Origin of the sequence: Paenibacillus sp. FSL H8-0548, from assembly GCF_038630985.1 — a bacterium.
In the GTDB taxonomy this organism is placed as follows: domain Bacteria; phylum Bacillota; class Bacilli; order Paenibacillales; family Paenibacillaceae; genus Pristimantibacillus.
Genome location: NZ_CP152049.1, coordinates 6,551,498 through 6,576,098, shown reverse-complemented (window position 1 = coordinate 6,576,098; position 24,601 = coordinate 6,551,498). Strand labels below are relative to the sequence as shown.

Genomic DNA, 24,601 nt, shown 5'->3' with positions numbered 1-24,601 from the left:
TGGCGGCCTCATAGTCTTTCGCGAGGCCGCTACCCTCCGCTTCATTTAAAGCAGCTCATTTGGGCAACAGGTTACTCATCATAAATACGAGGTGTTAGTATGTCGGAAGCAGGTTTCATTCCTTTTGGTTTTCAGTATTACCGTTCCCCAACTCCTTACCGGGATCAATGGGAAGAGGATTTACGCAACCTATCCCAAATGGGATTCAATTGCGTAAAGTTCTGGGTGCAGTGGCGGGCGAGCCATCCAGCCGAAAACGCTTTTGTGTTTGACGATATCAGGGAGCTAATGGATATAGCAGGCCGCAATGGATTAAAGGTTGTGCTAAACACCCTATTTGACGTCGCTCCAGCGTGGTTTTACAAGAAATATCCAGATTCCAAAATGATTACATCAGATGGAACAGTTATTGAACCGAGAGCATTAAGTTACCGACAAATAGGTGGAGCCCCTGGTCCTTGTTATCATCATGCGCCGGGACAACTGGAGAAAGACAAGTTTTTAGCGGAAGCGGTAAAGGCGTTTAGAGATCATCCTGCTTTGTGGGTATGGGATTTATGGAACGAACCTGAGCTGACAGCAGGAATTAAACGTGAGCTTTCCTTTGATAATCAGGTTTGTTATTGCGAGCATTCTTTGCAAGCATTCGGAGGATGGCTGGAGCATAAATATGGCACGCTTGAAGCCCTTAATTACAAATGGCAGCGTACCTATCAAGATTGGGATGAAATTGAACCCCCTCGCGGGCAAGCTGTATTTAACGATATGGTCGATTGGCGCTTGTTTATGTCAGATGCTTTAACGGATGACTTGAAATGTCGCATAGCGGTAGTCAAGCAACTCGATACCGTCCACCCTGTGATGGTGCACACCGTTCCCTCTCCGATTTTTAATCTCATTACGGCAGGGTCGGATGATTTCAAATTGGCGGAGCCTTGCGACTTATTCGGTAATAGCTTGGGATCGTCAGCCTGGTCAGCGGACCTCTTGATCTCAGCGGCGAAGGGAAAGCCGATTATTAATTCGGAAATTCATGCGTTGCCTGGAAATACGGCACTCAAACCACAAAAGCTTTCATGGCAAGAGCTGAAAAAACATATATTAATCCCACTCGCTAGAGGCATTAGCGGTTTTTTATTCTGGCAATACCGCCCGGAAGTGCTTGGACATGAGGCGCCAGCATGGGGAAGCACTTACCTGGATGGAAGTGAGACACCATGGCTGAGAGAAATGGCGAGCTTAAACCAGACGATTCAAGCGAATCGCAACCCATTGCTGTGTTCAAAAAGACCGTCGGATGGAATTGCAATTTTGTTCAGCTCGGAAAACCAAATTGCTAATTTCTCCGTTTACGCGCATTTGGATACCTATACGGATTCCGTGCAAGGAGCACATAAGCTTCTGCATGATTTGAACTATAAGGTCGAATTTATTCATGACCATGATATTTCGAAAGAGGAATTGGCCAAGTATAAATGCCTGTGGATGCCTTATCCGCTCTATTTAAACAAACAAATGACGGATGTCATTCGTGAGTGGGTAAGCGAAGGCGGAATTGTTCTATCCGAATGCTCCTTTGGAGCCTTGCAGGCGGAGGATGGCACGCATAGCTATCAAGTGCCTGGCTATGGATTTGATGAGGTATTTGGAATACGTGAAACGTGGATTCATTCTATAGAAAATTTAGATCATAGCTATCATAATGTTACGGTTCAATCCAAGCAGAAAATTCCATTGAACAGTGCGCTTGGAAATGATCCTGCTCAAGGTTCCTACTACAAAACGGAAATTGAGCTGCTAAGGGATGTAAGAGTTGCCGCTACGTTCAGCGAAGATAGCTCGGCTGCCGTAACCGTTGCAGATTACGGGAAAGGGAAAGCGGTTTGGATAGGTACCTTACTCGGCGCATCCTATTGGCAAGAAGAGGATAGGAATACGCTCGAATTCTTGAGGGAAATAATGGAGAAAGAGCTTGGTTTGGAGCCGTATGTGAAGGTTCATGGCGGTCAGGCTCGTGCGGATGTTCTGGAATGGAAGCATGATGGCGAAGAGGGAGCCTTTCTATTTGTTCATAACACGACGAATAGGGATACGGATTTTACGGTGAGTTTGCCTTTTGCTTATGATGGTGTAACGCCATGGTTCCCAGAAGGAGCTCATGCCTTGGCAGGGAACGATGTGACCGATTCTATACGACTCTCCCTAAAAGCAGGCGATATTCAAGTGTTTCAATTGCATGAGCCATTTATTCGTTGATACCATCAGCAGCGCTTTCTGATTTTTACAAAAGAACACAATCTAACGAAATGGATGGGGACTTGAACAATGATGACGATGGATTGGCAAGCCGAGTGGATTTGGGGAGAAGGGGAGGAAAGTCCTCGCAATGAATGGAGATGCTTCCGTAAAACATTCGACGTATCGGCTGCAGCCGAGTTACGCTCCGGCGCTAAACTAAGAATTACGGCTGATTCACGGTATGTCCTGTACGTAAACGGGACGAGGCTTGGGCGGGGACCTGTTCGCTCATGGCCGAACGAGCAGTCTTATGATACGTACGAAGTTAGTCATCTTCTAAAGGCTGGCGAAGAAAATACGATTGCTGTGCTCGTCATGCACTTCGGGTTGTCGACGTTCTACTATGTAAGGGGACGGGGAGGTTTGTTGGTTGAGCTTAATGATGCGGATGGGGAAGTCGTCGTCTCGACCGACACGACTTGGCTGACCTCGCGTCATCTTGGACAGCATCCACGCGCACCGCGGATGTCGGTTCAGCAAGCATTCTCCGAATACATTGATGCCACAGCATGGGATTCATCATGGATGGAGCTGGCAGCTAACAATACGGGATGGTCCAATGCGATCTCCCTTGGTTCGGTCGGTATGTCGCCGTGGACGACGCTTAAGCCCAGGGACATCCCGATGCTGACGGACGAGACGGTGTACCCCGTGCGGGTGGAGTCATTGGCGAAGGTGAGGTCGTTCCATGCGACAACAGCGATTGATGTTCGCAATGCGCTGAACGATGGCAGTGAGGACCATGCGAATAGGTTGGAATTTACGGGATTCGTGGTGACTGCGATTCGCACAAATTGTGCGGGTGCAGCAACACTTGGCTTCCTGCAGGGGGGAGAATGCTTTCGTGAGCTGTCCGTTAATGGGGAAATGGTCTCCCAGGATCGGATATATGGAACGGCTCCCGAGCGCTATATGGATGTTTTCCTGAACGAAGGGGATAACCTGCTCATTATCGATGTATCGGGCAGCCTCCACGCCGGCAAGCTGCAGCTCGGCATATACGGAGAAGAAACCGGGGAATTGTCATTCGTTGCCCCTTCAGAGCTGCAAGCTGATCATTCTGCATCAACTTTCTTCCGGATCGGCCCATTCGATGCGATCATTCCGATTGATCATCAGCCCGTTCGAGCGCTCGATTGGAATCATCCGACCTATCTTGAATTGCTGGGTGCGCTGAAACGACCGGAGGATTTGAAGCGGTACGGAAATTGGATAAGCCCCATTAATCCGAAGTACGTGTCCGAGGTCGATGTGTTCGCGCTAAGTGTTTGGCGGAAAGAAAATGTGAAATTTGCCGTTCCCGCACAGCTTCAGAACGCTATCATTCCGAATACGGAGGCGGGTATCGTGCCCGTATTCGAAGGCTGCGATACCGAGGTGCTGTTCGATCTAGGCAAGGAATATTCCGGGTATCTATCATTCGAAGTCGAGGCGGATGCTGGAACGATACTTGATTGGTACGGATTCGAATACCTATCTGGACAGTACCGACAGGATACGTTCGATCTAGATCATACGCTCCGTTACGTATGCCACGAAGGCAGACAAGTGTATGAGACACCTATTCGCCGTGGCTTCCGTTACTTGGCGTTGACGGTGCGCGGCGCAAAGGCACCGGTGCGTATTTATGGCGTGACCTTTATTCAAAGCAACTATCCGATGGCCGAAATCGGGCGGTTTGAATGCTCGGACACACTACTGAACGACATCTGGGAAATAAGCCGGCATACGACAAAGCTGTGCATGGAAGACACGTTCGTTGATTGCCCGGCGTATGAACAAACCTTCTGGGTTGGCGACAGCCGCAACGAAGCGCTTGTAAGCAATTACTTGTATGGGGTGCAGGATATTCTGAAGCGTTGCTTACGACTTGTCCCAGGCTCCAAGCACCAGTCGCCGCTTTATGCGAACCAAGTGCCGAGCGGCTGGAGCAGCGTGATTCCGAATTGGACGTTCTTCTGGGCAATTGCTTGTGCGGAATATTACGAACAGACCGGGGATGAAGCGTTCGCGGTGGAGATGTATGACGCTATTCGGTACACGGGGGAGCATTATTTGCTCAAGATTGACGAACGCGGCTTGTTTAATGTAGAAGGCTGGAACATGCTGGATTGGTCGCCAATCGACCAGCCGAACGACGGTATCGTCACGCATCAGAACATGTTCTTGGTTCGGACGTTATATGTAGCCGCACAAATGGGGAGGATTGCGAAGGATGTGGGAGGCGCTGCGAAATTCGAAGCAGCGGCTAACGATCTTGCGCGTGCAATCAATGAGCAGCTATGGGATGAAGACAAGAAGGCATATATCGATTGTATCCATGCGGATGGTCGTCGCTCCGACAGCCTTAGCATACATTCGCAGGTTGTAGCCTCACTTACGGGAGTCGCTGAGGGAGAACGCAAGCAGATTATCGATGCTTATCTCGTTCAGCCTCCGGAACGCTTTGTGCAAATCGGTAGTCCGTTTATGTCCTTCTTCTATTATGAGGCGCTGGCCAAGCTGGGTGAGGTTCGCCTCATCTTGGACGATATCCGCCACCACTATGGCATGATGATCCGTCATGGCGCGACTACATGCTGGGAGCAATATCCGAATTTCCTCGAGAATCGGGCTAATCCGGATATGCTAAGCCGCAGTCACTGCCATGCATGGTCGTCTGCGCCGGCCTATTTCTTAGGTCGTGAGTTACTTGGCGTGAGAAGCTTGACGACGGGCTGGACCGAAGTTGAAATTGCACCTGTTCCATGCGGACTAACATGGGCGAAGGGCAGTGTTCCGCACCCTGCAGGCGGGCGAATTGACGTTTCATGGACCGCTGATGAGAGTAACCGGACGATGCAGCTTAACGTGTCCTATCCGGAAGGTATGGTGGCTCGTTTCCGGCTGCCGGAAGGTTATACCGGATCAATTACGGAAATAAAGCTGGGAATTATATAAGCTTAGCTATGTTATTAATGAAGAGAGGCTCCAAGGCTGCAATTGCCTTGGAGCCTCTCTTTTCGTGTTGATCCTTGTGCTTGTCTTCTCCGATTTCTCCTGTGTTTGGCGGATATGAGGGTAAGGAAGCGGACGTATCCAACAATCATTATTTTATTTAAAATACCTCTTGAATGTATCAGTGACACGTAATAGTATTAAATGTATCAGAACATACCAATTAGGATCAATCGATCAGAGGAGTGTCGGAATGGCCAATTTAAAGCTGGGAATCAATCTTGGTTTTGCAATCAACAAGTACGTTGAGCCAGAAGTGTGGACGCGTATTGTGGCTGAAGATTTAGGAATCAAATACGTTCAATTCGTCGCCGATTTGTTGAATGTTTTTCTACCGCCCGACATTGTGGACCGACAGGTGGAGAGGATCAATACGTGTACACAGAAGCATGATCTTGCGATCACGAGTACGTTTACGAGTGCATTCACGCGTGTTAACCACTTCATGCATCCGGATGCAGATACCCGCAAAGCGTGGCTGAATTGGTTTAAGCGATTCGCTGACATCTCTGTTCAGATGGGAGCGAGAACGACAGGCAGCCACTTCGGCATACTCACCTTTGCTGATTATGACGATGTTCGGCGCAGGGAATATATGATCGAAGAAGGGATCAAGAATTGGCAGGAGCTTAGCTGGTACTGTAAGGAGCTCGGTATGGAATATTTGAATTTCGAGCCGATGTCTATTCCGCGGGAAATGGCGAATACGGTCGAGGATACCAAGGAGCTGCTGGCGAGATTAAACGATGGTGCCGGAATTCCGTTCAAGGTATGTCTGGACGTAGGGCACGCTCCCCATCCGAATGATCGTGATCCATACCGGTGGGTTAGGGAGCTTGGCAGCGTCTCGCCAATCATCCATATCCAGCAAACCGAGAAGGACCACAGTCGGCATTGGCCATTCACGGAAGAATACAATAAGCTCGGCATCATTCATGGTGAGCCATTGATCGAAGCTATTGAACAATCGGGTGCAACCGATGCGGAAATTATATTCGAGCTCTCCCATCGGGAGGCGTGGTCGACCGATTTCAGAATTATCCAGGATCACGTAGAGTCGGTAAACTACTGGCGCCAGTTTATTAAGAACTAAGCAGCACGGATAACAGATTGGAGGGGGAAGGATGAAGGGCTGCGTACTGCACGGACTCGGAGATTTGCGAGTGGAGGAAGTCGATACTCCTACGCCCAAAGAGGGCGAAGTGCTTCTGCAGATCAAAGCATGCGGGGTGTGCGGATCCGACATTCCACGAGTATTCACCAAGGGAACCTACCGCTTCCCGACAATACCCGGGCATGAATTCTCAGGGCTAGTCGTACAAGCGGGAGAAGGCGTTGATCCCGGCTGGATCGGAAGAAGAGCAGCAGTTTTTCCTTTGCTGCCTTGTCGCAAATGCGCTTCTTGCGAGATCGGCGAATTCGCCCAGTGCGAGGACTACGATTACATGGGTTCGCGGCGGGATGGTGCTTTCGCGGAATTTATCTGCATCCCGATATGGAATTTGGTCGCTGCGCCCGACACGTTGTCCTATGAGGAGTTAGCCATGGTTGAACCAGCAGCAGTAGCCGTACACGCCTTGCGGCAAGCTGGAATTGGCATTGGCGATCAGGTTCTGATCAGCGGAGCTGGTCCGATCGGCATGATGCTGGCATTGTGGGCCAGAGCCTGGGGGGCATCCCGTGTATTGCTCGCGGATATTGATCCGGCTAAGCTTGATTTTGCCGTAGATCAGGGGTTTCCGGATGTATGCAATCCCTTGCAGGTCGATATCAAGAAGTGGGTATACGGGCTGACAGGACGAGGCGTAGATGTAGCGGTAGAAGGAGCCGGAAGCCAGGTTTCATGGGAGAATTGTCTAAAGTCGACCCGGAACTTTGGTAAGGTAGTGTTGATGGGCAATCCAACAGGGGGCATGAGCCTGACGCAGGATGGCTATTGGGAAATTCTCCGCAAACAGCTTACGCTAAGCGGTACTTGGAATTCTTCCTATGCGGACATTCCAAGGAACGAATGGAAGCTAGCCGTCGACTATATGGCAGCGGGCAAGCTGGATGTGAAACCACTCATTAGCCATAAGCTTGCGCTTGAGGAAATCTATGAGGGAATGGTTATGATGCGTGACCGTAAAGGCTTCTTTAACAAAGTCATGTATGTCAATTCTAACGAGTCAATGAAGGTGGGAGAGGATAAATGATGAAGGCAGCTGTTTTAGAGCAATTGGAGCAAATGGTCGTACAGGAAGTGGAAAGACCATCCGTAGATGGGGACAGTATTCTAATGAAGGTCGAGGCTGTAGGTATTTGCGGTTCGGATATCCGGATATTCCGCCATGGGAATAACAGGGTGACGCTTCCTCAAGTGCTTGGGCATGAATCTGCGGGGCGAATTGTTGAACTAGGTTCGAATGTAATCAAGTTCAAAATCGGAGATCGAATTTCTCTTGGTGCAGACGTACCTTGCGGGGAATGTATCTTCTGCAAGGCTGGAATCGGCAACAATTGTCAGATCAATTACGCTATGGGCTACCAATTCGCGGGCAGCTTCGCAGAATATGTGCTTCTGAACAAGACAATGGTAAATTTCGGTCCGATCCACAAAATCCCGGATCATATCTCCTATGAGGAGGCCGCTTTGGCCGAACCGCTTGCCTGTGTTCTAAATGCCTTGGAGCTATCGAACATTAAGCTGGGTGATTCAGTTGTTGTAATCGGTGCAGGCCCAATCGGCTGCATGATTATAGAGGTTGCAAAGCTGATGGGGGCCACGAAGGTGATCCTCGTACAACGTTCCAGACCCCGATTGGAGATGGCTAAGCAGTTCGGTGCACATGCGTATATCTGTTCATCCGAGGAGAACGCCATCGAACGGGTATTGGAGGAAACGGGCGGACTCGGAGCAGACGTGGTCATCACTTCGAACCCCTCGCCGGAAGCACAGGTGGATGCGATCTATATGGCGAAAAACCGCGCACGGGTGAACTTCTTCGGCGGTCTGCCTAAGGGGAAGTCGATGGTTACGCTAGATACTAATATTATTCACTACAAAGAGTTGTTCGTTCACGGGGCGCACGGCTCCTTGCCTGCACATCATCAGAAAGCCATTGATTTAATCGGCTCCGGCGTCATCGATATGAAGCGTTATATCTCTCATCGCTATCCCCTTGATGAGATCAACCAAGCGATAAGCGCGGCAGAAGAGCATGTCGGGATGCGGGTTATTGTGCAACCGTAAGCCTTAATAACTAAGGAGGTGCAGGTATGGGAGGCAGAATATCGCCGTCTATCATGTGCGCGGATTTCAGAAATTTGGAAACAACGATAAGAGCCTTGGAGCGAGCCCGTGTTGATTATTTGCACGTGGACATCATGGATGGAAGCTTCGTGCCTAATTTCACCCTCGGCCCAGACTTTATGAACAGTGTCAGAGAGATGACGGAAATTCCGCTCGATATTCACCTGATGATCAACCGGCCAGAAGATTTTCTTCCGATCTTCGCGATTCGTCCCGGTGATATCGTATCGGTCCACCAGGAAGCCACGATTCATCTGCAACGAACGCTTCAGCAAATTAGGGACAAGGGGGCGAGGGTTTCGGTCGCACTAAATCCTTCCACGCCAATTTATACGCTAGACGATATTCTCGACGATATCGATATCGTATTGATTATGACGGTTAATCCGGGATTTGCTGGCCAGAAGCTTATCCCTGCGACTCTAGGAAAGATCCATAAATTGAAGCAATATCTTCAACAATCCGGCCATTCGCATATCGAGATTGAAGTAGATGGCAACGTTAGCTGTGAAAATGCGCAAAAGATGCGCTTGGCAGGTGCGGATATATTCGTGGCAGGCACCTCCAGTATTTTTAAGAAGGATCAGGATTTATACGAATTGACGGAGAAGTTCCGCGAGTATATTGCGTGAGGTTGATTAGTCGATCCAGATGCATTATGTTAGTATCAGTGATACATTGCTGATGAAGGATGAGCGGATATGAACAAAAACATAAAGGAACAGCTGACTAAAGGACCGATCGCGTTATATGAGCAAATGAGGCAGAAGGTAATGGCTTTAATTGTGGAGAGACAACTGAAGCCTCATGACCCGGTTCCGTCAGAGGGAGAGCTTGCCGATCTGTTTGGCGTAAGCCGAAGAACAAGCAAACAGGCGCTCGAGCTTCTCGCCAAGGAAGGTATTCTCTATCGCTTGCCTCGGAGAGGGACTTTCCTTGCAGAGAATACGGAGACGATGCTTAAAGCTGCAGCTCTGTCAGGAATGTCGCTCGTGCCCCAGCAAGCGGTCGTCATTGTTGTTCCTATGCTGGATGAGTTTATTGGTTTGGCCGTTACTGCGTTCCTGCAGGAGGGGGCTTTTCATGGTTGGGAAGTACTCATCCGAGTGACGGGTAACGATCTTGAGCAAGAGGACGCAATTCTACGGGAGATTAGCAGCGGGGGAAGAGTACGCGGTATTGTGCTATTTCCGGGCGAGCGGAGGATGTGCGGGCAAGAGGTATTACGGCTGCACCTGAACGATTTTCCGGTCGTTATTATCGACCGGGTGTTTCGTGAAGTGGATATTACGGCGATCTACCATGATCATTTCTTGGGAGCTTATGAGATGACCAAGTATTTAATCGACAAAGGACACCGCAATGTGGGTTTTATTTCTGAGCCGATTACGGGCATTATGAGCAGGGAAGACCGCTATTATGGGTTTATTCAAGCTCAGCTTGATGCCGAGATTCCCTTTATGATCAATGCCATCATCTCGGATTGGGATAACAATCAAAAGGATTCTAGCAGATTGGAGCGTTTTTTTGAGCAGAACCCAGACATGACGGCTCTATTTTGTTCGAATGATTTAGTCGCGATACAAGTGATGAATATAGCCGAAGAATTAGGCCGTAAAATTCCGGAAGACTTATCCGTAGTCGGGTTTACAGACCTGATGATTTCCAGAGTAGGTAGAGTTTCGCTAACGACCGTAATGAAATCTCCAGAACAATTAGGCAAAAAAGCTTTTGGCTTACTCCTGCAGAAGATGGCCTCAGAGGGTAGCAGAATTGAAAGCGTTAAGCTTCCTACCCAGATTATTGAACGTGGAAGTGTTCGGAAATTGAACATGTAATTAACAAACCCGCCAATGTAACATGGCGGGTTTGTTGTTGTGTAGCTATAAATACAATGGCTTATGAATTCAGCCAGATCGATTAAGATGACCATTGCATGTGTTGCTCCCGATCAAATCCAATCTAAAACAACGCCAAGCTTCGCCTGTTTCGAATCCAATAGTAAATCCCATGCTTCCTTTGCCTGCTCGGTAGGAAAGCGATGAGTAACAAGCGATGTGGTTTGAAGCCAACCTTCTGCGATCCCTCGCAAGGTCGCATCCATATCTTCTTGGCTCCAGCCGGATGGACAATGCAAGGTGACCTTTTTGGTACGGAGCATTTGGATATCAATCCGGCCATCCTCGCCGAGAAATCCAGCCGAAACCAAGTGGCAGCCGTACTGCGCGAAAGAAATTAATTCCGTTACCGTTGCTAATGATCCCACCGTATCCACTATAATCGAGAAGGTATCCCTGACATCCTGAAGGGCTTCCTTCATAGAAGATACTTTCGTGTTTACTTTGCGAATACCTTCAGGAAGCAGGTCCAAGCGGTTATTATGTCTACCAAGTACAATGACATGAGCTCCGCGATGCATTAGCGTTTGGGCAGCCCATTGCCCAACCATTCCATCTCCAATAACGACTGCATAATCGCCCTTTTTAACGGGTGGACACATGCCACAGCTATAACCAACCTGAGTCAATACGAGCCCTGAATAAGCAATGGGTTCCGCTTCAGCCGGTAGCTTCCAAACCTGGCTTTCATGGGTGACAGCAGGACTGACATGTCCTCCAGTAGAATAAAACATCCCATTCACCTTGCTGATCGTAGCAAAGACTCGATCGCCAACTGCAAAGCCTTGTACGCCTTTTCCCAGAGAAGTGATTGTGCCAACCTTTTGATACCCTGCTACCTGCGGAAAAGGAAGCGGATCACCGTCCCTGAACGGTGTTTCCCCATCGGTTCTCTCCCCACGGAGAAACGAGGACTCCGTTCCATTGCTAATCCAAGAATGCTCGACGTCTATCATAACCTCATCATCCTGTAGATCGGGAATGCTGACATCTTGATAGGCTACCTTCAGTTTCTCAGTAAAAACGACCCCTTTTCCTATCATAGGGAATCACCGTTAACGGAAGCTTCTTCGAAGTCCTCTTGGGGGTGGAAATAAACCTTAAGCGCTTTTTGCTCTCTTAGTAGCTGCACCGCTTCATCATATTTAGTAAACCAACCATGATGGGTTTGGAGGCACTCCATGTTTAAGCCTTTATTCGCCACCAGATCTATCAACAGATCATGATCTCTTTGAATGAGTCCCCGATATTTGTAAGACTCCAGCTTAAAGCCTTTAAACCATAAATGGTCGGCGTATTTCAATTCCCCTCTTAATACGCCAAAAATAACGATATGCTCCCCTACGAAGTTGAATAGATTTTGCACGGAAGGTGCTGCTCCCACACAGTCGTAGCCAAAGTCGAACTTTTCATCGGTCAAATCGCTAACTAGCTTGGCTTCAGCAAGACCAAGATCATGGATAAACTGAACGCGTTCTTGGTTCAAGTCTATCCCTACAACACGGGCGGCTCCCCATAATTTAGCCATTTGTACGGCCAGAATCCCTGCAGGTCCAAGCCCTGAGATAAGTATGGTTTTCCCTTTCAAATCCCCAAGCTGCAGCATTCCGATCATGACGCATTTAAGCAGCTCGAATGAAACCGCTTGTTTATAAGTAATCGAATCGGGCAGCTTCAGTAAATCCTCTTCTCTAAAGCAAACATATTGCGCATAAGCACCTGGAGCATCGCCAATATGTTCAAGCGCCGCAACACGATCACCCACTTTAAATTTACGGATCCCGCTTCCGATCGCTTTTACTACACCCGCCATTTCATGTCCGGGAAAACCGTATGGCAAAGGATACTCGGGAGCAAGCGAATAATCGAACATATTAATTCCGCCAAGCATATTCATATCCCAGCGCGGACAAGTCGAAACAATTTGAATCTCCACCAGTATTTCAAAGTCTTTAGCATCAGGGATTGCAGTCTCGATAATTGAATATTGCTCTTTTCCAGAAATTTGCAATGCTTTCATATCAAAGCTCCATTCTATAGTTGAAGTGTGAATATCATTCCACCTTCATTGTAAGAGATATATCCTTCGAAGTATTTGTTAAATCTTACTTGGATTCACGTAAGCAGCAGTTAAATTGTACATATTCAACACCTATATACACTTTTGATTTATATAATATTTCACTCTTTCGAATATATTCAATTGAAAAGGGTTTACAAGCGATTCGGCTTTAACTAATGTTAGGCATATGGACGTGTACGGAAAAGGGAGGCGGGATGAATTGAGGATAAGAAATTATGGTAAGGTCTATCATGATTCTACGGTTACGACTAGACCTGAATACAGAACGGGTGGCATACATCCGACCTATGAATTGCTTTTTCTTGCGTCGGGTTCTTACCAATTGCATTGGTTGGGTGAACAATACGAGGTCTCAACGTCATCATTATTTATTTTAACGCCCAATACCCCGCATGATTTAATCATCCACTCCAAAAATGCTGTTTTTTGGTATATCGAATTAACGGGCATTGAGGAGGAGCCTTATCTCTCGAAATTGCAAAATATTTTATTATGGAATAGGCTGCAATCCGGATTAGATCCCCATTTCACTTCGTCCCCTCTCATGCAGCTATGTTTGAGCGAAGTCAGCCAAATGCTGGACATGAAGCTTCACGATCAACCCTATGGCGAACAATTACTGCTGCTAAACGTGCAAAAAATTTTACTTCTGGTTAAGGGTACGCTCGAGTTGTACGGAAAAGATAGGAAGCTGAGTAACAGCAGCACGGCACTCTCATCAGGTTATTCTTTAAGCAAAGAAGTAATCAAAGCGTTAGCAGGTTACATGGAATCCACCTATAAAAGCAAAATTACATTACATGATTTAACGCGTATTAGTAATTTTCAAGCTACCTATTTAATTAAAAGATTCAAAGAGGAAACGGGATTTACTCCGATTGATTACTTATTGGAGCTGCGCATGGAGGCAGCGAAAACGTACTTATCCACTACGGAAATGCCGATTCAAAAGGTGGCTGAGGAAACAGGGTATCCCAATATCCATCATTTCAGTGGAGAATTCAAACGGAAAACAGGTCTAAGCCCAACGAACTGGCGAAAGCAGAAATCAGCATCGGAATAGCTAATATTCTGTAAATACTTCCCTAGCCTATTAAGGTAGACTGATCTTGATTTACGATCAGATAACTAAGGGAGAATGCCATTTATGAGTAAAGATGAATTCCCACGTCTTCATCAACGGCTGCAGGAGAAGTCCGAGAATCCGGGAGCAAGAACGGTGATCTATGTTGCCATTGGGGACAGTGTGACCCAAGGCTGCCTAGGCCCGAATGAGATTGAGCATGAACAAGTCTATCATGAGCTTCTGCGTCGTCGAGTAGAGAAACATTATCCCGAGGCTAATTTTAATGTCATTAATTCAGGAGTCGGCGGGAATACGGCGGAGCAGTCCAGATCACGCTGGGAGCGTGATGTCCTTCTCTACAAGCCGGACTTAGTAACGATTTGCTTTGGTCTCAACGATTGTCATGGGGGCGAAGCAGGAATAGAAACGTATATAACGGCTATTGGTGACCTTGTTAATCGGATACGGATAGAGACAGAAGCGGAAATACTAATTTTATCCACGATTATGATGCTCAAAACCGGTAATCCAAACGTACCAAACCTTTATCAAGCTATGGTTCCTGATTTTATCCTCCTATACGAAGAGGGTACCTTACTAAAGTATAACCAGGCGCTTCGCAGCTTTGCTGCTGATCATGCTATACCTTTGCTTGACGTATATGCGATCTGGGAGCAGATGGAGCAAGCAGGTGTTGATATTCATACACGCTTGTCGAATGGAATCAATCATCCGGATATTGCCTTCCATCAACAGTTGTCTGCTCTGCTTGAAGCTAGGCTTCTGGAGTAATCAATCCTATGCGTATGATCGAGAGCTTTATTAGAAGGAGCTGGGTATTTAAATGGCGCAAATAGGCGTGATCATTCAGCAAGGCCCACAGCATTGGGCGATTATTCAGCAGGAAAATGGCTTTGGAAGCGTAGCTTTATCGGGAGTCTGGGCGGGCATGATCGATCGGGTAATTACCCACGCTCAGGTTTTGGCTCGAATCGTTAACGAAGCGGATGGAAGAATAGCTGTCCCTTGGCGGCCCTGTAAGATGCAAGAGGGGCAGGCTTGGGAGATCATCTTGGATGAAATTCCGGCAGGAGGATTATATCGACTTGAAACCTGCATGCAAATCGATAACCATCCGGCTTTGGAATGGGCTGCCCGAGGGGATATGATCCACCATATCGGAGTGGGAGATATCTGGGTTATAGCTGGGCAAAGCAATGCTGCTGGTTATGGCAAAGGTCCTATTCAAGATGCGCCGCAGCTCGGCATTCATTTGCAGCGACATAACGGGATATGGGGTTTGGCATCCCATCCGTTTAACGAGTCTACAGCTTCCATTCACTATGAGAATAGAGAATTTGCGAATCCGGGCCATTCCCCGTTTCTAGCCTTTGGTAAAATGATTCAGGATAAAACGAGTCTACCAATCGGATTCCTGCAAACCGCATTTGGCGGATCGCCTTTAAAGGCTTGGAATACGGATGAGGATGGTTTTTTATACCGCCATATGATGAAAATCATTGCATCCGCAGGAGGCAAAGTTCGCGGTATATTATGGTATCAAGGCTGTTCGGACTGCAATCCTGAGGAATCCTCCAGCTACCTAGTACGATTTGAGAAGATGATTCAACATATCCGTCGAGATCTGAACGTTATGGATTTGCCTATATTAACGGTTCAGCTTAATCGATGCACGGATGCAGCTACCATAGAGGGTAATCAATCATGGGGAAGAGTGAGGGAAGCCCAGAGACAAGCTGCTCTTACCATCCCTGATGTGTACACAGTCCCTGCCTTGGATTGTCCGTTGTCAGATAGCATACATAACAGTCCTGCCGGAAATATAATCATTGGCGAGAGATTGGCTAAGGTTGCATTAGCTCATATATATACGAATGCACGTGTATCCGCAGCCGCCCCTAATCTATCATCCGCTGTTTGGCTCCATGAAGGTAAGATTGCTAGTATTTGCTTGAGGTTTGCCAATGTGGCTGGTTATCTTATTGCCATTGGCCCGACGGATAAAGTGTTCACTGTTGAAGACGCAAACGGAGAAATGGCGTGTACCCAGTGGGAAATAACGGCTCGCAATGAGATCACGCTGCGCTTATCTAGGGATCCCGAAGGGGATACTTTCGTTCATGGTGCATATGAAATGAATCCTTCCAGTCATTTGCCGTTGGATACGGGCACTTATATGCCGATGCTTGCCTTTTATAAACAGCAAGTAAAGTTAGGTGTGTAATCTCAATTCATTGTAAATGAATATATCTACAAAACTCGAAGAGCCCGTCAGGACAAATTCCTGACGGGCTCTAAGCAATTTACGTAATATTCAAGAGTTTAATGTGTAAGTCAAACACAATCTCCCTACCAAGTTCGGACGATTAATAGATACCGCAAAGAATCTTCATGGTTTCTATGTCATCCTGTACTAGACTAAGCGGCGTGCGGTTCTCGTGGCAGTACGCGATACAGTAACTGCTTTCGTTCTGGAAGCCTTCATATCGGTCTGAATTTTTTTAAGTAGACAAAAATGTTTGTTTATTATAGTGTTATGTTTAAAACGAACACAACAAAAAGAAAGCATAAGAGGAGATGTTAAGGAATGTCTGCAAAAGTTAGATTAAACCGAATGTTCAGCGCTCAAGGGAAATGTTTTGATGTTGCCATAGACCACGGATTCTTTAATGAGTTTTCTTTTCTTTCCGGTATCGAGAATATGAAAAACGCAGTTGAAACAGTCGTTCAAGCGGCGCCGGATTGTATCCAGCTGAGTGCGGGGCAGGCGAGGCACCTGCAGGAAATTCCGGGCAAGCAGAAGCCGGGACTTGTGCTCAGGACGGATGCTGCCAACATTTATGGAAACGTGCTTCCGCGCTTCCTGTTCAGCGAGCTGATTGATCGGGCGATTGAGCAGGCTGTACGTCTTGATGCCGTCGCAGTGTGCGTCAATCTGCTTCTGCTCCCGGGCCAGCCTGAGCTGCACCATCAGTGCATACGCAATATTACGCTGCTAAAGACGGAATGCGAGAAATACGGAATGCCTCTGATGGTAGAGCCGCTTGTCATGCTGCCGAATGAAGAGAAAGGCGGCTATATGGTGGACGGAGATCTTCGCAAGATAATGCCCCTTGTCCGTCAAGGCGTAGAGCTCGGCGCGGATGTCATCAAGGCGGATCCTTGCGACGACGTGACGGAATATCATCGTGTGATTGAAGTAGCCTCCGGTATCCCGGTACTGGTTCGGGGCGGCGGACGCGCAAGCGACGAGGAAATCGTCGGCCGTACGGTCGAACTGATCAAGCAAGGAGCCTCCGGGATCGTATACGGCCGTAACGTCGTTCAGCATCCCAACCCTGCGGGCATGACATCCGCTCTAATGAGCGTTGTGCATAACGGAGCGACAGCCGAGCAAGCTCTGGCTATTCTGAAGGGAGAGCAAAACTAATGGCTAGAAAAACTATCTCGTTTGGCGTCATTGGCTGCGGCCTAATGGGCAAGGAGTTTACAAGCGCTGCGGCGCGCTGGTGCCATCTGACGGATGTAGGCTTCGAACCGCATATCGTAGCCGTCTGCGATGCCAATCCTGCCGCGACCCAGTGGTTTCAAGACCATGTATCGAGCGTCAGGAATGCGTACACGGATTATAAGGAGCTGCTTGCGGATCCTTCCGTAGAGGCGGTTTATTGTGCGGTGCCGCATAATCTGCATGAGCAAATTTATATCGACATTATCCGCGCAGGCAAGCATTTGCTGGGGGAAAAACCGTTCGGAATAGATCGTAAAGCCAATGCCGCGATAATGGCCGCGATTAAGGAAAACCCTGGAGTGGTCGTGCGCAGTTCTTCCGAATTTCCGTTTTTCCCTGGAGCGCAGCAAATTGTACAGTGGGTGAACGACGGGGAATTCGGGAAAATCATTGAAGTCGAAGCGGGTTTCTGGCATTCCAGCGACCTGGACCCCACCAAAGCGATCAATTGGAAAAGACGGATTGCAACAAATGGAGAATATGGCTGCATGGGCGATCTTGGCCTGCATGTGCTTCACTTACCGCTTCGGTTTGGCTGGAAGCCCGCGAGCGTTCGGGCTTTGCTATCCAAAATCGTTGAAGAAAGACCGGACGGAAAAGGCGGAACCGCGCCTTGCGAGACGTGGGACAACGCGATCCTCGCTTGCGACGTTAAGACGGACGATCAGCAATTTCCAATGGTTCTGTCCACGAAGCGGATTGCGCCGGGACATGCCAACACATGGTTTATTCGTATCCAAGGTACGAGAATGTCAGCGGAGTATACGACGAAAAATCCAAAACAGGTGTCCTCCCTTCCGTATGAACCGGGCGGGCAGCAGGCTTGGCATGTCATCGATATGCCTTACAAGTCCGCTTACGGTACGATTACCGGCAGCATCTTCGAATTCGGATTTTCAGATTCCATCCTGCAAATGTGGGCGGCGTTCTGCGATGAGATAGTGAACGGCCTTGAAGGCATGAGTCAGCCGTTCACATGCGCATTGCCCGAAGAAGCTGCAGGTAGCCATTGTCTGTTCACTGCGGCACTGGAATCCGATAAGTCGGGCGGAACAGCGGTTATTGACTGGGGGGGCTTGGCGTGAGTGGCTGGGATGGTGCCAATCCGGAAATTATCGTAGCAGGACATATTTGTCTGGATGTTATTCCATCTATGAATGGCATGAGCCATGGACAAGGCATAGGAGAAATACTCGCTCCAGGCAAGCTGATTGGCATCGGTCAGGTCCATTTGTCTACGGGCGGGACGGTTTCCAATACGGGGTTAGCCTTGCATAGGCTTGGCCTGCCTGTCAAGCTGATGGGAAAGATCGGCAATGATCTGTTCGGTGATGCAATATTAAATATTCTCAAGAACTACGGAGAATCTCTTGCCGATGGAATGATTGTCGCCGGGGGGGAGCACAGCTCCTATTCGCTTGTAATCAGCCCGCCGGGAGTTGACCGGATATTCCTTCATTGTACCGGAGCCAATGATACCTTTACGGCAGAGGATGTACCAAACGTCTCCCTGCCGGGAGCGAGGTTATTCCATTTTGGCTATCCTCCGCTCATGCGCAAGATGTACCAGCAGGAGGGAGCCGAGCTCGAGCGCTTGCTGTCTAAAGTCAAGGAGGCAGGATTGACCGTTTCGCTGGACATGGCGCGGCCGGAGCCTGACTCGCCTGCCGGGCAAGCGGATTGGTTGAAAATTCTTATGCGCGTATTGCCGTTCGTGGATGTATTTCTTCCAAGTTTTGAAGAAATCCTGTACATGCTGCGGCCTGAGAAGTATCGAGAGCTATGCGAGCTTTATGGAACGACTGAGCTGCTTGCCTGGGCCGACGGAGCGCTGCTTAACTCGTTATCCGGCCAACTATTGGGCATGGGGGCGGCTATCGTCGGGCTAAAGCTCGGCGATCATGGGCTTTATTTGCGGACGACGGCCAGCGTTGAACGTCTCCGAGGAATGGGGCAATGTGCCCCAGATGCCGAACGGTTGCAGAACTGGAGGGAACGGGAACTGCTTGCACCGTGTTACATAGTGGAGTCCGTGGGTACAACAGGAGCGGGAGACTGCACGATTGCCGGATTTCTTGCCGGGCTTGCCAAGGGGCTGACGATAGAGGAAATGGCACTGGGCGCGGTTGGTACTGGCGCTTGCAATGTAGAGCAGGCCGACGCGGTTAGCGGTATTCCGAGCTGGGGGGACGTGCAGGGACGAATCGCTGCGAGCTGGGAACAACGTGATACCGTTCTGTCGCTGCCAGACTGGTCTCATCGTCCAGGGGCGGGCATATGGGAACGGGATGCATAACGAACGAAGAAAATGAGGAAACGGGAGGGAATGACATGTCGCTTACAAGAAGCGAAGTGAGGCAGGCGCAGGTGCGCGCGTCAGGGATGATTGCGGAGGCAGGAATTGTGTTGAGTGATGAGGAAAAGGAAAACATTGAGGTCGCCGGCTTTGGACTGGGCAATCTCCATGTGCAAGGCCTTGAGCTGATTACTTATATCAATACGGATCGCTACTGTGCCAAGGATCTTGTCCTGTTTCCTGGACAGACATGCCCCGAGCATCGGCATCCGACCATAGACGGCATACCAGGCAAGATGGAGACTTTTCGCTGCCGCTGGGGCAGCGTGCTGCTGTACGTTGAAGGTGAAGCTACTGTCGATATTCAAGCGGTTGTACCGCCCGAAAGCGAGGCGTCCTATACCGTATTTCATGAGGTTATTCTCTTGCCTGGTGAGCAATATACCATCCCGCCGAACACGAATCATTGGTTCCAGGGTGGTCCGGAAGGCGCGGTCGTATCGGAATTTTCGAGTACAAGCCGGGATGAACTGGATATTTTCACAGATCCGCTGATTGCGAGAATGCCCATCGTCATAGAAGATGAATAGTTCGGGTAAAATGCAGGCAGCGCTTGGGTACTGCTATGTGGGGATAACAGGACGCACAGTTCAACGGAGCTGCGAGGGATAGCCCGTGATTCAGCCGAAAGAATCACTTTCTTACCGGCTGGAGTTGAATATCGCTACATGAGCGTGGATAATAGAGGCATACCGGAAATTGAGGTCATCGGAGGCCAGTACTTATGAAACCAAGTTTATATCAAGGATTAAATGCTCGACAGCAGCAGATGCTGGAGCATTTCTCCCGCGAAGGCGAGCTCCGTATCGCAGCTTTGAAAGAAACGTATCAAGTAACGGAAATGACCATACGTCGTGACCTCGAAAAGCTGGAAGAAGCCGGGGCGATCAAGAGAACCTTTGGAGGCGCGATTTTCGTCGGCAAAGATATCGCACTGCAGGAGAGGGCCGGTATTCTGACGGAAGAAAAGGCCAAGATCGGCCGATATGCCGCAAGCCTAATCTGCACGGGAGAATCAATCTTCATCGATGGGGGAACGACGACGCTGCAGCTGGCCAAATTTTTGCCGTCCGGCATGAATATTACCGTCGTTACGAATGCGTTAAACGTAGCAGCGGAATTGTCCGGCAAGCAAATTCCGGTGCTTGTGACCGGTGGCATGCTGCTGGAAGCAACGAACTCGCTCGTCGGTCCGATCGCTGCGCAGAGCTTGGCGAGCATGGCGTTCGATCGTGCTTTTCTTGGGGCGACCGGCCTCAATATCGAGCATGGTTTTAGCAATTCCAATATTTATGAGGCTGAGATCAAACAGACAGCTATTCGCCAAGCCTCGGAAACGAATATTTTGTTAGATCATTCCAAATTCGGAGCTAAGGTGCTCGTATCATTCGTATCTTTGTCCGGTGTAGATCGGATCGTATCGGATCAATGGCCGGATGAGAGTCTGCAATTGGCGTGCCGAGAGGCGGGGGTCCGACTGGAAGTGGCGAATTAGTTGATAGTTGCAGACTTGTGTCCTGGGCGAACTGATATCAGAACATGAAAAGAACCGCCAACACTAACCACCGTGGTACCCATTGTCTTGGAAATATTAGAGATGAAAAAGAATTTTTTTCTTCAGATGATCTTGGGAGCACTGAAGAATGTCACAATACACGAAATTTTTTTTTGAAACCGACCTGGAAATAAAGATACCAAAAGGAAATGTTTTTATTTTAGCGGACAACGCACTAAGAGGCCTTGGAAGTCTTAATTTTGGTCCTTTACCTATAGAAGACATCATTGGTAAGGTTCTTGGATATAGCAAATGAGTAATTTGTGTAATTGATAACCTATAGCTTGAACAATGATTTTTCCTACTGAAGTAAAGTTCATTCCGTCAAATAAAACCTGGCATAATTGTTGGGTTTTATTGCGTGGTTATTCAATTAATAACAACGAAACATTTGCTCTAGTGGGTCTGATGAAATCATGGATCTCAAAAACTTTCGCCGAGCGATTTTCAGGACTTCCCCCCTGAATCTCGCTTGGCTTTTTTTCTCGCTCTTTTCTCCTGCTCTTCAGCTCATTTGGCAAGCGCCTGGGGGCGCCTTAATCCGAAAAGCCATCCCGAAACGATTATAGTCGTCCTGCCCGAAGCCAGGCCTCTCAGCGAATTGTCCTTCCGAGACGACGGAGCCACTTTCGTTCATCCGCTTGCTCTCCTGGTGCACAATTCTGTGGGGGATCGCGCAGGTACGATAGACAAAGCCGTAGCCCAATTGATCGTCATATAAAGGGACAGGTCTGTCTTCTTCGCACTGAATTTGGGTGTAACCGATCCGCGTTCCTTCCTTTCTAGGGAGTTAGTTTCTTATTTCCTCTCATTTTTGACGACGTGCATAGCGCCGTCAAGCAAGGCAGGACAACTAGATGTAATTCCGAAGCAATTGGACATGTATTTGGTAAGTAAGCAGGAATGTTATTGTTCTATAATGAGGAGGCGATCATCGGAATCGACAGAAGAGGATGGGATGTGTTGGCAATGACATCGAAATGGGAGAGTACGAATCATACAGATTGCCGTTGGAGCATGCCGGAGGTGCTATTGCCGGAAATACCGGATTATGCGGTGGTGATAACCGACTTCGGCGCAGTTGGCGATGGACGAACCGACAATACGGATGCTTTCCGCCAAGCGATCGCCTGTTGCGTGAACGCGGGGGGAGGGAAAGTGGTTATACCGCCGGGCATCTGGTCGACGGGCCCGATTAAGCTTGCGAGCCGCTTGGAATTGCATGCGGAGGCTGGGGCAGTTGTACAGTTCAGCAAGCGATCGGGTGATTATCCACTCATAGCTTCCCAGTTCGAGGGCAAGCCGTCAATTCGCTGCCAATCGCCGCTCGATGCAGAAGATGCGGAGCACCTGGCCATTACGGGAAAAGGCGTATTTGACGGTGGAGGGGATGCGTGGCGTCCGGTCAAGCGGTTGAAAGTGACGGCAAAGCAATGGGACAATCTTCAGCGCACCGGCGGCGTTTTGGATAAAGAAGGAGACATATGGTGGCCGTCTGTAGCGGCGATGGAAGGTGCCGCCCTCGTAGAGCGATTGATAGGCGAAGGGAAGCGGGAGCCGAAGGATTATTTGTCTTGCCGAGACTTCTTGCGTCCGAATCTGCTTAGCTTCCGCAGATGCGGACGCGTCTTGCTTGACGGGCCGACCTTCCAAAACTCACCGGCATGGAATCTTCATCCGTGGGCATCGGAGCATGTGACGATCCGCAACATAACGGTGCGCAATCCGTGGTTCGGACAGAACGGCGACGGGCTCGATATCGACTCATGCCGTTATGTCGCTGTGGAAGGCTGTTCCTTCGACGTAGGCGACGACGCCATCTGCTTGAAGTCGGGCAAGGATGAAGCGGGGCGGACATTAAGTATGCCGAGCGAATATATCAGCATTAACAATTGCACTGTATACCACGGACACGGTGGCTTCGTGATTGGCAGTGAAATGTCCGGAGGCGTCCGTTATGTCCATGTGAGCGACTGCAATTTCATGGGAACCGATATCGGGCTTCGGTTCAAGAGTGCCAGGGGGCGTGGAGGAGTCGTCGAGGATATCGTCATCGAACGTATTCGTATGACGGACATTGCGGGCGAGGCGATCTCCTTCCACCTCTTTTACGAAGGCGTCGAGGGTTCGGGATCCGCGCGCGATGAATGGTTTCCGGCTACGGCCCAGACGCCGGTGTTCCGCGGCATTCAAATTCATGATGTCTATTGCGATGGAGCGGACATAGCGTTGCTTGTAAATGGGCTGGCGGAAATGCCGCTTGAGGGAGTGGCGGTGCGACGGTTTACCGCATCCAGCCGGCAAGGTGTCATTTGTCATCACGTCAATCGCCTGACGCTCGAGGATGTTGCGCTCTACACGGAAGAAAGCCCGCTCGTGAGGCTGCACCAGAGCCGGGATGTAGACATTATTCGTCTAGACGGAACGGGAGCGAATAATGACGGCATGATGCTAGCGTTATCGGGCAGCCTCACAGCGGGAATACAATGCCGTGACCCGCGAACGGCTGTCACGCAGCGGGCTGTATGGGCAGCCCCAGACGTTGACAGGAACGCGGCGATTGTTCGCCCCGTTTAATATTTATGGGATTGCCTGTAGCGTATGGGCGCTACGCCCGCGAATTTTTTGAACGTTTTGTTGAAATGGGAAATATGCTCGAAGCCGACCTGCTCCGCTATGGCATGCACCTTCTGGCGGGTCGTTCGGAGCAGCTTCTGCGCTTCGCGGATGCGGATCACCCGTACGTATTCGCTGATATGGAAGCCAGTCAGCTTCAAGAAGACGCGGCTCAAGTATGCCGGGCTAATGAAAAAATGTTTGGCCAACTGCTCCAGCGTCAGCGCTTCGCGGTAGTGTGCTTCGATATAAGCCATTATCTCAGCAACCTTCTCATGCATCGGATGGTTCGAGCCTGGCGCTTCGGGACTGACCGCATGCAGGCGGTTCAGCCGAATCAGCAGCTCAAGGAGCAGATGGCGTACGTAGCTATCGTAAAGAGAATTCTCTTCCTTGCATTCGGCAACCATTTGGACAAGGAGACGCTCAATCTCGGGCTGCTCCTTCACGGGAGTCCGCAGCAAGGTCGATTGTTGAAAGGGAGGAAAATTCAGAACGTTGCCGTCCGATTCGCGAAGAAATTCAGGCGCGAAATGAATAAGCACCCGCTCGAAATACTTCACCTGCGAGCTCGCGGTGGAGTGAAGCTCGTGGGGGACGATCACGACGATATCGCCTTTCTGCGCGGTAAATATTTTGCCGTTTACAAGATACACCCGCTCTCCCTCCAGCAGGCAATACAGCTCGTAGCAGGCATGAGAGTGGGCGCGAGGCATGGCGGAGGAGCTAGTGCTGCGCATATGCTGAATGACGAACGAAGCATCACCGATCATATGTTTCTTGCCGATTAGGTCATTCATCCTTATAGTGCCCCCTTAGTCATTCTATCAAGTATCGCTTTGCATGGCCGGTAAGCAAGAGGCGAAACAGAGCTTGGATAAGCTGCTGTTTCGCCTTTTGGTTTTATT

Annotated in this window: 21 protein-coding genes; 17 read left to right on the top strand and 4 right to left on the bottom strand. The window is 49.2% G+C overall.

The features are described 5' to 3' along the window. Positions 1 to 99: 99 nt before the first annotated feature. The 7 genes from MHI37_RS27730 (at position 100) to MHI37_RS27700 (ending at position 10,425) form a co-directional block, all read left to right on the top strand. Positions 100 to 2,256: a beta-galactosidase gene (locus tag MHI37_RS27730; protein ID WP_076336721.1), complete on the top strand. Its 2,157-nt coding sequence runs from the start codon at positions 100 to 102 to the stop codon at positions 2,254 to 2,256. Positions 2,257 to 2,325: 69 nt separating this feature from the next. Further along, positions 2,326 to 5,238 carry a family 78 glycoside hydrolase catalytic domain gene (locus MHI37_RS27725; RefSeq protein WP_256710508.1) on the top strand — a complete coding sequence of 971 codons (2,913 nt, stop codon included), beginning with the start codon at positions 2,326 to 2,328 and terminating at the stop codon, positions 5,236 to 5,238. A 250-nt stretch (positions 5,239 to 5,488) separates the two neighbouring features. Beyond that, positions 5,489 to 6,388 carry a TIM barrel protein gene (locus tag MHI37_RS27720; protein WP_076336720.1) on the top strand — a complete coding sequence of 300 codons (900 nt, stop codon included), beginning with the start codon at positions 5,489 to 5,491 and terminating at the stop codon, positions 6,386 to 6,388. 31 nt (positions 6,389 to 6,419) lie between these two features. Beyond that, the gene (locus tag MHI37_RS27715) at positions 6,420 to 7,490 is read left to right on the top strand and encodes a galactitol-1-phosphate 5-dehydrogenase (RefSeq protein ID WP_076336719.1); all 1,071 of its coding nucleotides are present in this window, start codon (positions 6,420 to 6,422) and stop codon (positions 7,488 to 7,490) included. Beyond that, positions 7,487 to 8,527 (top strand): alcohol dehydrogenase catalytic domain-containing protein, encoded by a 1,041-nt coding sequence (locus MHI37_RS27710; protein ID WP_218638930.1) that lies wholly within the window; start codon positions 7,487 to 7,489, stop codon positions 8,525 to 8,527. The genes MHI37_RS27715 and MHI37_RS27710 overlap by 4 nt, the downstream gene beginning before the upstream one ends. Positions 8,528 to 8,553: 26 nt before the next feature. Beyond that, a complete protein-coding gene (gene rpe, locus MHI37_RS27705) occupies positions 8,554 to 9,219 on the top strand; it encodes a ribulose-phosphate 3-epimerase (protein WP_076336718.1) in 666 nt (221 codons plus the stop codon). Between the two features lie 69 nt (positions 9,220 to 9,288). Continuing rightward, complete coding sequence (locus MHI37_RS27700) at positions 9,289 to 10,425, top strand: GntR family transcriptional regulator (protein ID WP_076336717.1); 1,137 nt, start codon at positions 9,289 to 9,291, stop codon at positions 10,423 to 10,425. Between the two features lie 113 nt (positions 10,426 to 10,538). On the opposite strand, the gene MHI37_RS27695 is transcribed toward MHI37_RS27700, so the two are convergent. Together MHI37_RS27695 and MHI37_RS27690 are read right to left on the bottom strand one after the other, a co-directional pair. Further along, positions 10,539 to 11,528: a zinc-binding dehydrogenase gene (locus MHI37_RS27695; protein WP_076336716.1), complete on the bottom strand. Its 990-nt coding sequence runs from the start codon at positions 11,526 to 11,528 to the stop codon at positions 10,539 to 10,541. After that, positions 11,525 to 12,505 (bottom strand): zinc-binding dehydrogenase, encoded by a 981-nt coding sequence (locus MHI37_RS27690; RefSeq protein ID WP_076336715.1) that lies wholly within the window; start codon positions 12,503 to 12,505, stop codon positions 11,525 to 11,527. The genes MHI37_RS27695 and MHI37_RS27690 overlap by 4 nt, the downstream gene beginning before the upstream one ends. Before the next feature lie 262 nt (positions 12,506 to 12,767). Between MHI37_RS27690 and MHI37_RS27685 the strand changes: the two genes are divergently transcribed. From MHI37_RS27685 to MHI37_RS27645, 9 genes are all read left to right on the top strand, one after another. Further along, entirely contained in the window at positions 12,768 to 13,631 is an 864-nt protein-coding gene (locus tag MHI37_RS27685; protein WP_076336714.1) for an AraC family transcriptional regulator, read from the top strand. Between the two features lie 84 nt (positions 13,632 to 13,715). Then, on the top strand, positions 13,716 to 14,426 hold the full coding sequence (locus MHI37_RS27680) for a GDSL-type esterase/lipase family protein (protein WP_076336713.1): 711 nt from the start codon (positions 13,716 to 13,718) through the stop codon (positions 14,424 to 14,426). Between the two features lie 52 nt (positions 14,427 to 14,478). Further along, on the top strand, positions 14,479 to 15,879 hold the full coding sequence (locus MHI37_RS27675) for a sialate O-acetylesterase (protein ID WP_076336712.1): 1,401 nt from the start codon (positions 14,479 to 14,481) through the stop codon (positions 15,877 to 15,879). A 363-nt stretch (positions 15,880 to 16,242) separates the two neighbouring features. Further along, a complete protein-coding gene (locus MHI37_RS27670; protein WP_076336711.1) occupies positions 16,243 to 17,085 on the top strand; it encodes an aldolase in 843 nt (280 codons plus the stop codon). After that, positions 17,085 to 18,251, top strand: coding sequence for a Gfo/Idh/MocA family oxidoreductase (locus MHI37_RS27665; RefSeq protein ID WP_076336710.1), 1,167 nt, complete (start codon positions 17,085 to 17,087; stop codon positions 18,249 to 18,251). Before MHI37_RS27670 ends, MHI37_RS27665 begins: the two co-directional genes overlap by 1 nt. After that, the gene (locus tag MHI37_RS27660; RefSeq protein ID WP_076336709.1) at positions 18,248 to 19,462 is read left to right on the top strand and encodes a carbohydrate kinase family protein; all 1,215 of its coding nucleotides are present in this window, start codon (positions 18,248 to 18,250) and stop codon (positions 19,460 to 19,462) included. The genes MHI37_RS27665 and MHI37_RS27660 overlap by 4 nt, the downstream gene beginning before the upstream one ends. Before the next feature lie 35 nt (positions 19,463 to 19,497). Then, positions 19,498 to 20,052, top strand: coding sequence for a D-lyxose/D-mannose family sugar isomerase (locus MHI37_RS27655; protein WP_076336752.1), 555 nt, complete (start codon positions 19,498 to 19,500; stop codon positions 20,050 to 20,052). Positions 20,053 to 20,246: 194 nt separating this feature from the next. Beyond that, positions 20,247 to 21,017 carry a DeoR/GlpR family DNA-binding transcription regulator gene (locus tag MHI37_RS27650; RefSeq protein WP_076336708.1) on the top strand — a complete coding sequence of 257 codons (771 nt, stop codon included), beginning with the start codon at positions 20,247 to 20,249 and terminating at the stop codon, positions 21,015 to 21,017. A 148-nt stretch (positions 21,018 to 21,165) separates the two neighbouring features. Beyond that, positions 21,166 to 21,333 (top strand): hypothetical protein, encoded by a 168-nt coding sequence (locus tag MHI37_RS27645; RefSeq protein WP_179090206.1) that lies wholly within the window; start codon positions 21,166 to 21,168, stop codon positions 21,331 to 21,333. A gap of 249 nt (positions 21,334 to 21,582) precedes the next feature. Here the strand turns inward: MHI37_RS27645 and MHI37_RS27640 are convergent, their stop codons facing one another. After that, positions 21,583 to 21,714, bottom strand: a complete 132-nt coding sequence (locus tag MHI37_RS27640; protein WP_256710507.1) for a hypothetical protein — start codon at positions 21,712 to 21,714, stop codon at positions 21,583 to 21,585. Positions 21,715 to 22,094: 380 nt separating this feature from the next. Between MHI37_RS27640 and MHI37_RS27635 the strand changes: the two genes are divergently transcribed. Further along, entirely contained in the window at positions 22,095 to 23,654 is a 1,560-nt protein-coding gene (locus MHI37_RS27635) for a glycoside hydrolase family 28 protein (protein WP_256710511.1), read from the top strand. Here MHI37_RS27635 and MHI37_RS27630 read toward each other — a convergent pair. Continuing rightward, positions 23,651 to 24,493: an AraC family transcriptional regulator gene (locus MHI37_RS27630; protein WP_076336707.1), complete on the bottom strand. Its 843-nt coding sequence runs from the start codon at positions 24,491 to 24,493 to the stop codon at positions 23,651 to 23,653. The two genes, MHI37_RS27635 and MHI37_RS27630, sit on opposite strands and share 4 nt — an antisense overlap. Positions 24,494 to 24,601: the final 108 nt, after the last annotated feature.

Coding starts and splice junctions, on each gene's coding strand:
- MHI37_RS27730 (WP_076336721.1), top strand. CDS start 100: ATGTCGGAAGCAGGTTTCATTCCTTTTGGTTTTCAGTATTACCGTTCC.
- MHI37_RS27725 (WP_256710508.1), top strand. CDS start 2,326: ATGATGACGATGGATTGGCAAGCCGAGTGGATTTGGGGAGAAGGGGAG.
- MHI37_RS27720 (WP_076336720.1), top strand. CDS start 5,489: ATGGCCAATTTAAAGCTGGGAATCAATCTTGGTTTTGCAATCAACAAG.
- MHI37_RS27715 (WP_076336719.1), top strand. CDS start 6,420: ATGAAGGGCTGCGTACTGCACGGACTCGGAGATTTGCGAGTGGAGGAA.
- MHI37_RS27710 (WP_218638930.1), top strand. CDS start 7,487: ATGATGAAGGCAGCTGTTTTAGAGCAATTGGAGCAAATGGTCGTACAG.
- rpe (WP_076336718.1), top strand. CDS start 8,554: ATGGGAGGCAGAATATCGCCGTCTATCATGTGCGCGGATTTCAGAAAT.
- MHI37_RS27700 (WP_076336717.1), top strand. CDS start 9,289: ATGAACAAAAACATAAAGGAACAGCTGACTAAAGGACCGATCGCGTTA.
- MHI37_RS27695 (WP_076336716.1), bottom strand. CDS start 11,528: ATGATAGGAAAAGGGGTCGTTTTTACTGAGAAACTGAAGGTAGCCTAT.
- MHI37_RS27690 (WP_076336715.1), bottom strand. CDS start 12,505: ATGAAAGCATTGCAAATTTCTGGAAAAGAGCAATATTCAATTATCGAG.
- MHI37_RS27680 (WP_076336713.1), top strand. CDS start 13,716: ATGAGTAAAGATGAATTCCCACGTCTTCATCAACGGCTGCAGGAGAAG.
- MHI37_RS27675 (WP_076336712.1), top strand. CDS start 14,479: ATGGCGCAAATAGGCGTGATCATTCAGCAAGGCCCACAGCATTGGGCG.
- MHI37_RS27670 (WP_076336711.1), top strand. CDS start 16,243: ATGTCTGCAAAAGTTAGATTAAACCGAATGTTCAGCGCTCAAGGGAAA.
- MHI37_RS27665 (WP_076336710.1), top strand. CDS start 17,085: ATGGCTAGAAAAACTATCTCGTTTGGCGTCATTGGCTGCGGCCTAATG.
- MHI37_RS27655 (WP_076336752.1), top strand. CDS start 19,498: ATGTCGCTTACAAGAAGCGAAGTGAGGCAGGCGCAGGTGCGCGCGTCA.
- MHI37_RS27650 (WP_076336708.1), top strand. CDS start 20,247: ATGAAACCAAGTTTATATCAAGGATTAAATGCTCGACAGCAGCAGATG.
- MHI37_RS27645 (WP_179090206.1), top strand. CDS start 21,166: ATGTCACAATACACGAAATTTTTTTTTGAAACCGACCTGGAAATAAAG.
- MHI37_RS27640 (WP_256710507.1), bottom strand. CDS start 21,714: ATGAACGAAAGTGGCTCCGTCGTCTCGGAAGGACAATTCGCTGAGAGG.
- MHI37_RS27635 (WP_256710511.1), top strand. CDS start 22,095: ATGCCGGAGGTGCTATTGCCGGAAATACCGGATTATGCGGTGGTGATA.
- MHI37_RS27630 (WP_076336707.1), bottom strand. CDS start 24,493: ATGAATGACCTAATCGGCAAGAAACATATGATCGGTGATGCTTCGTTC.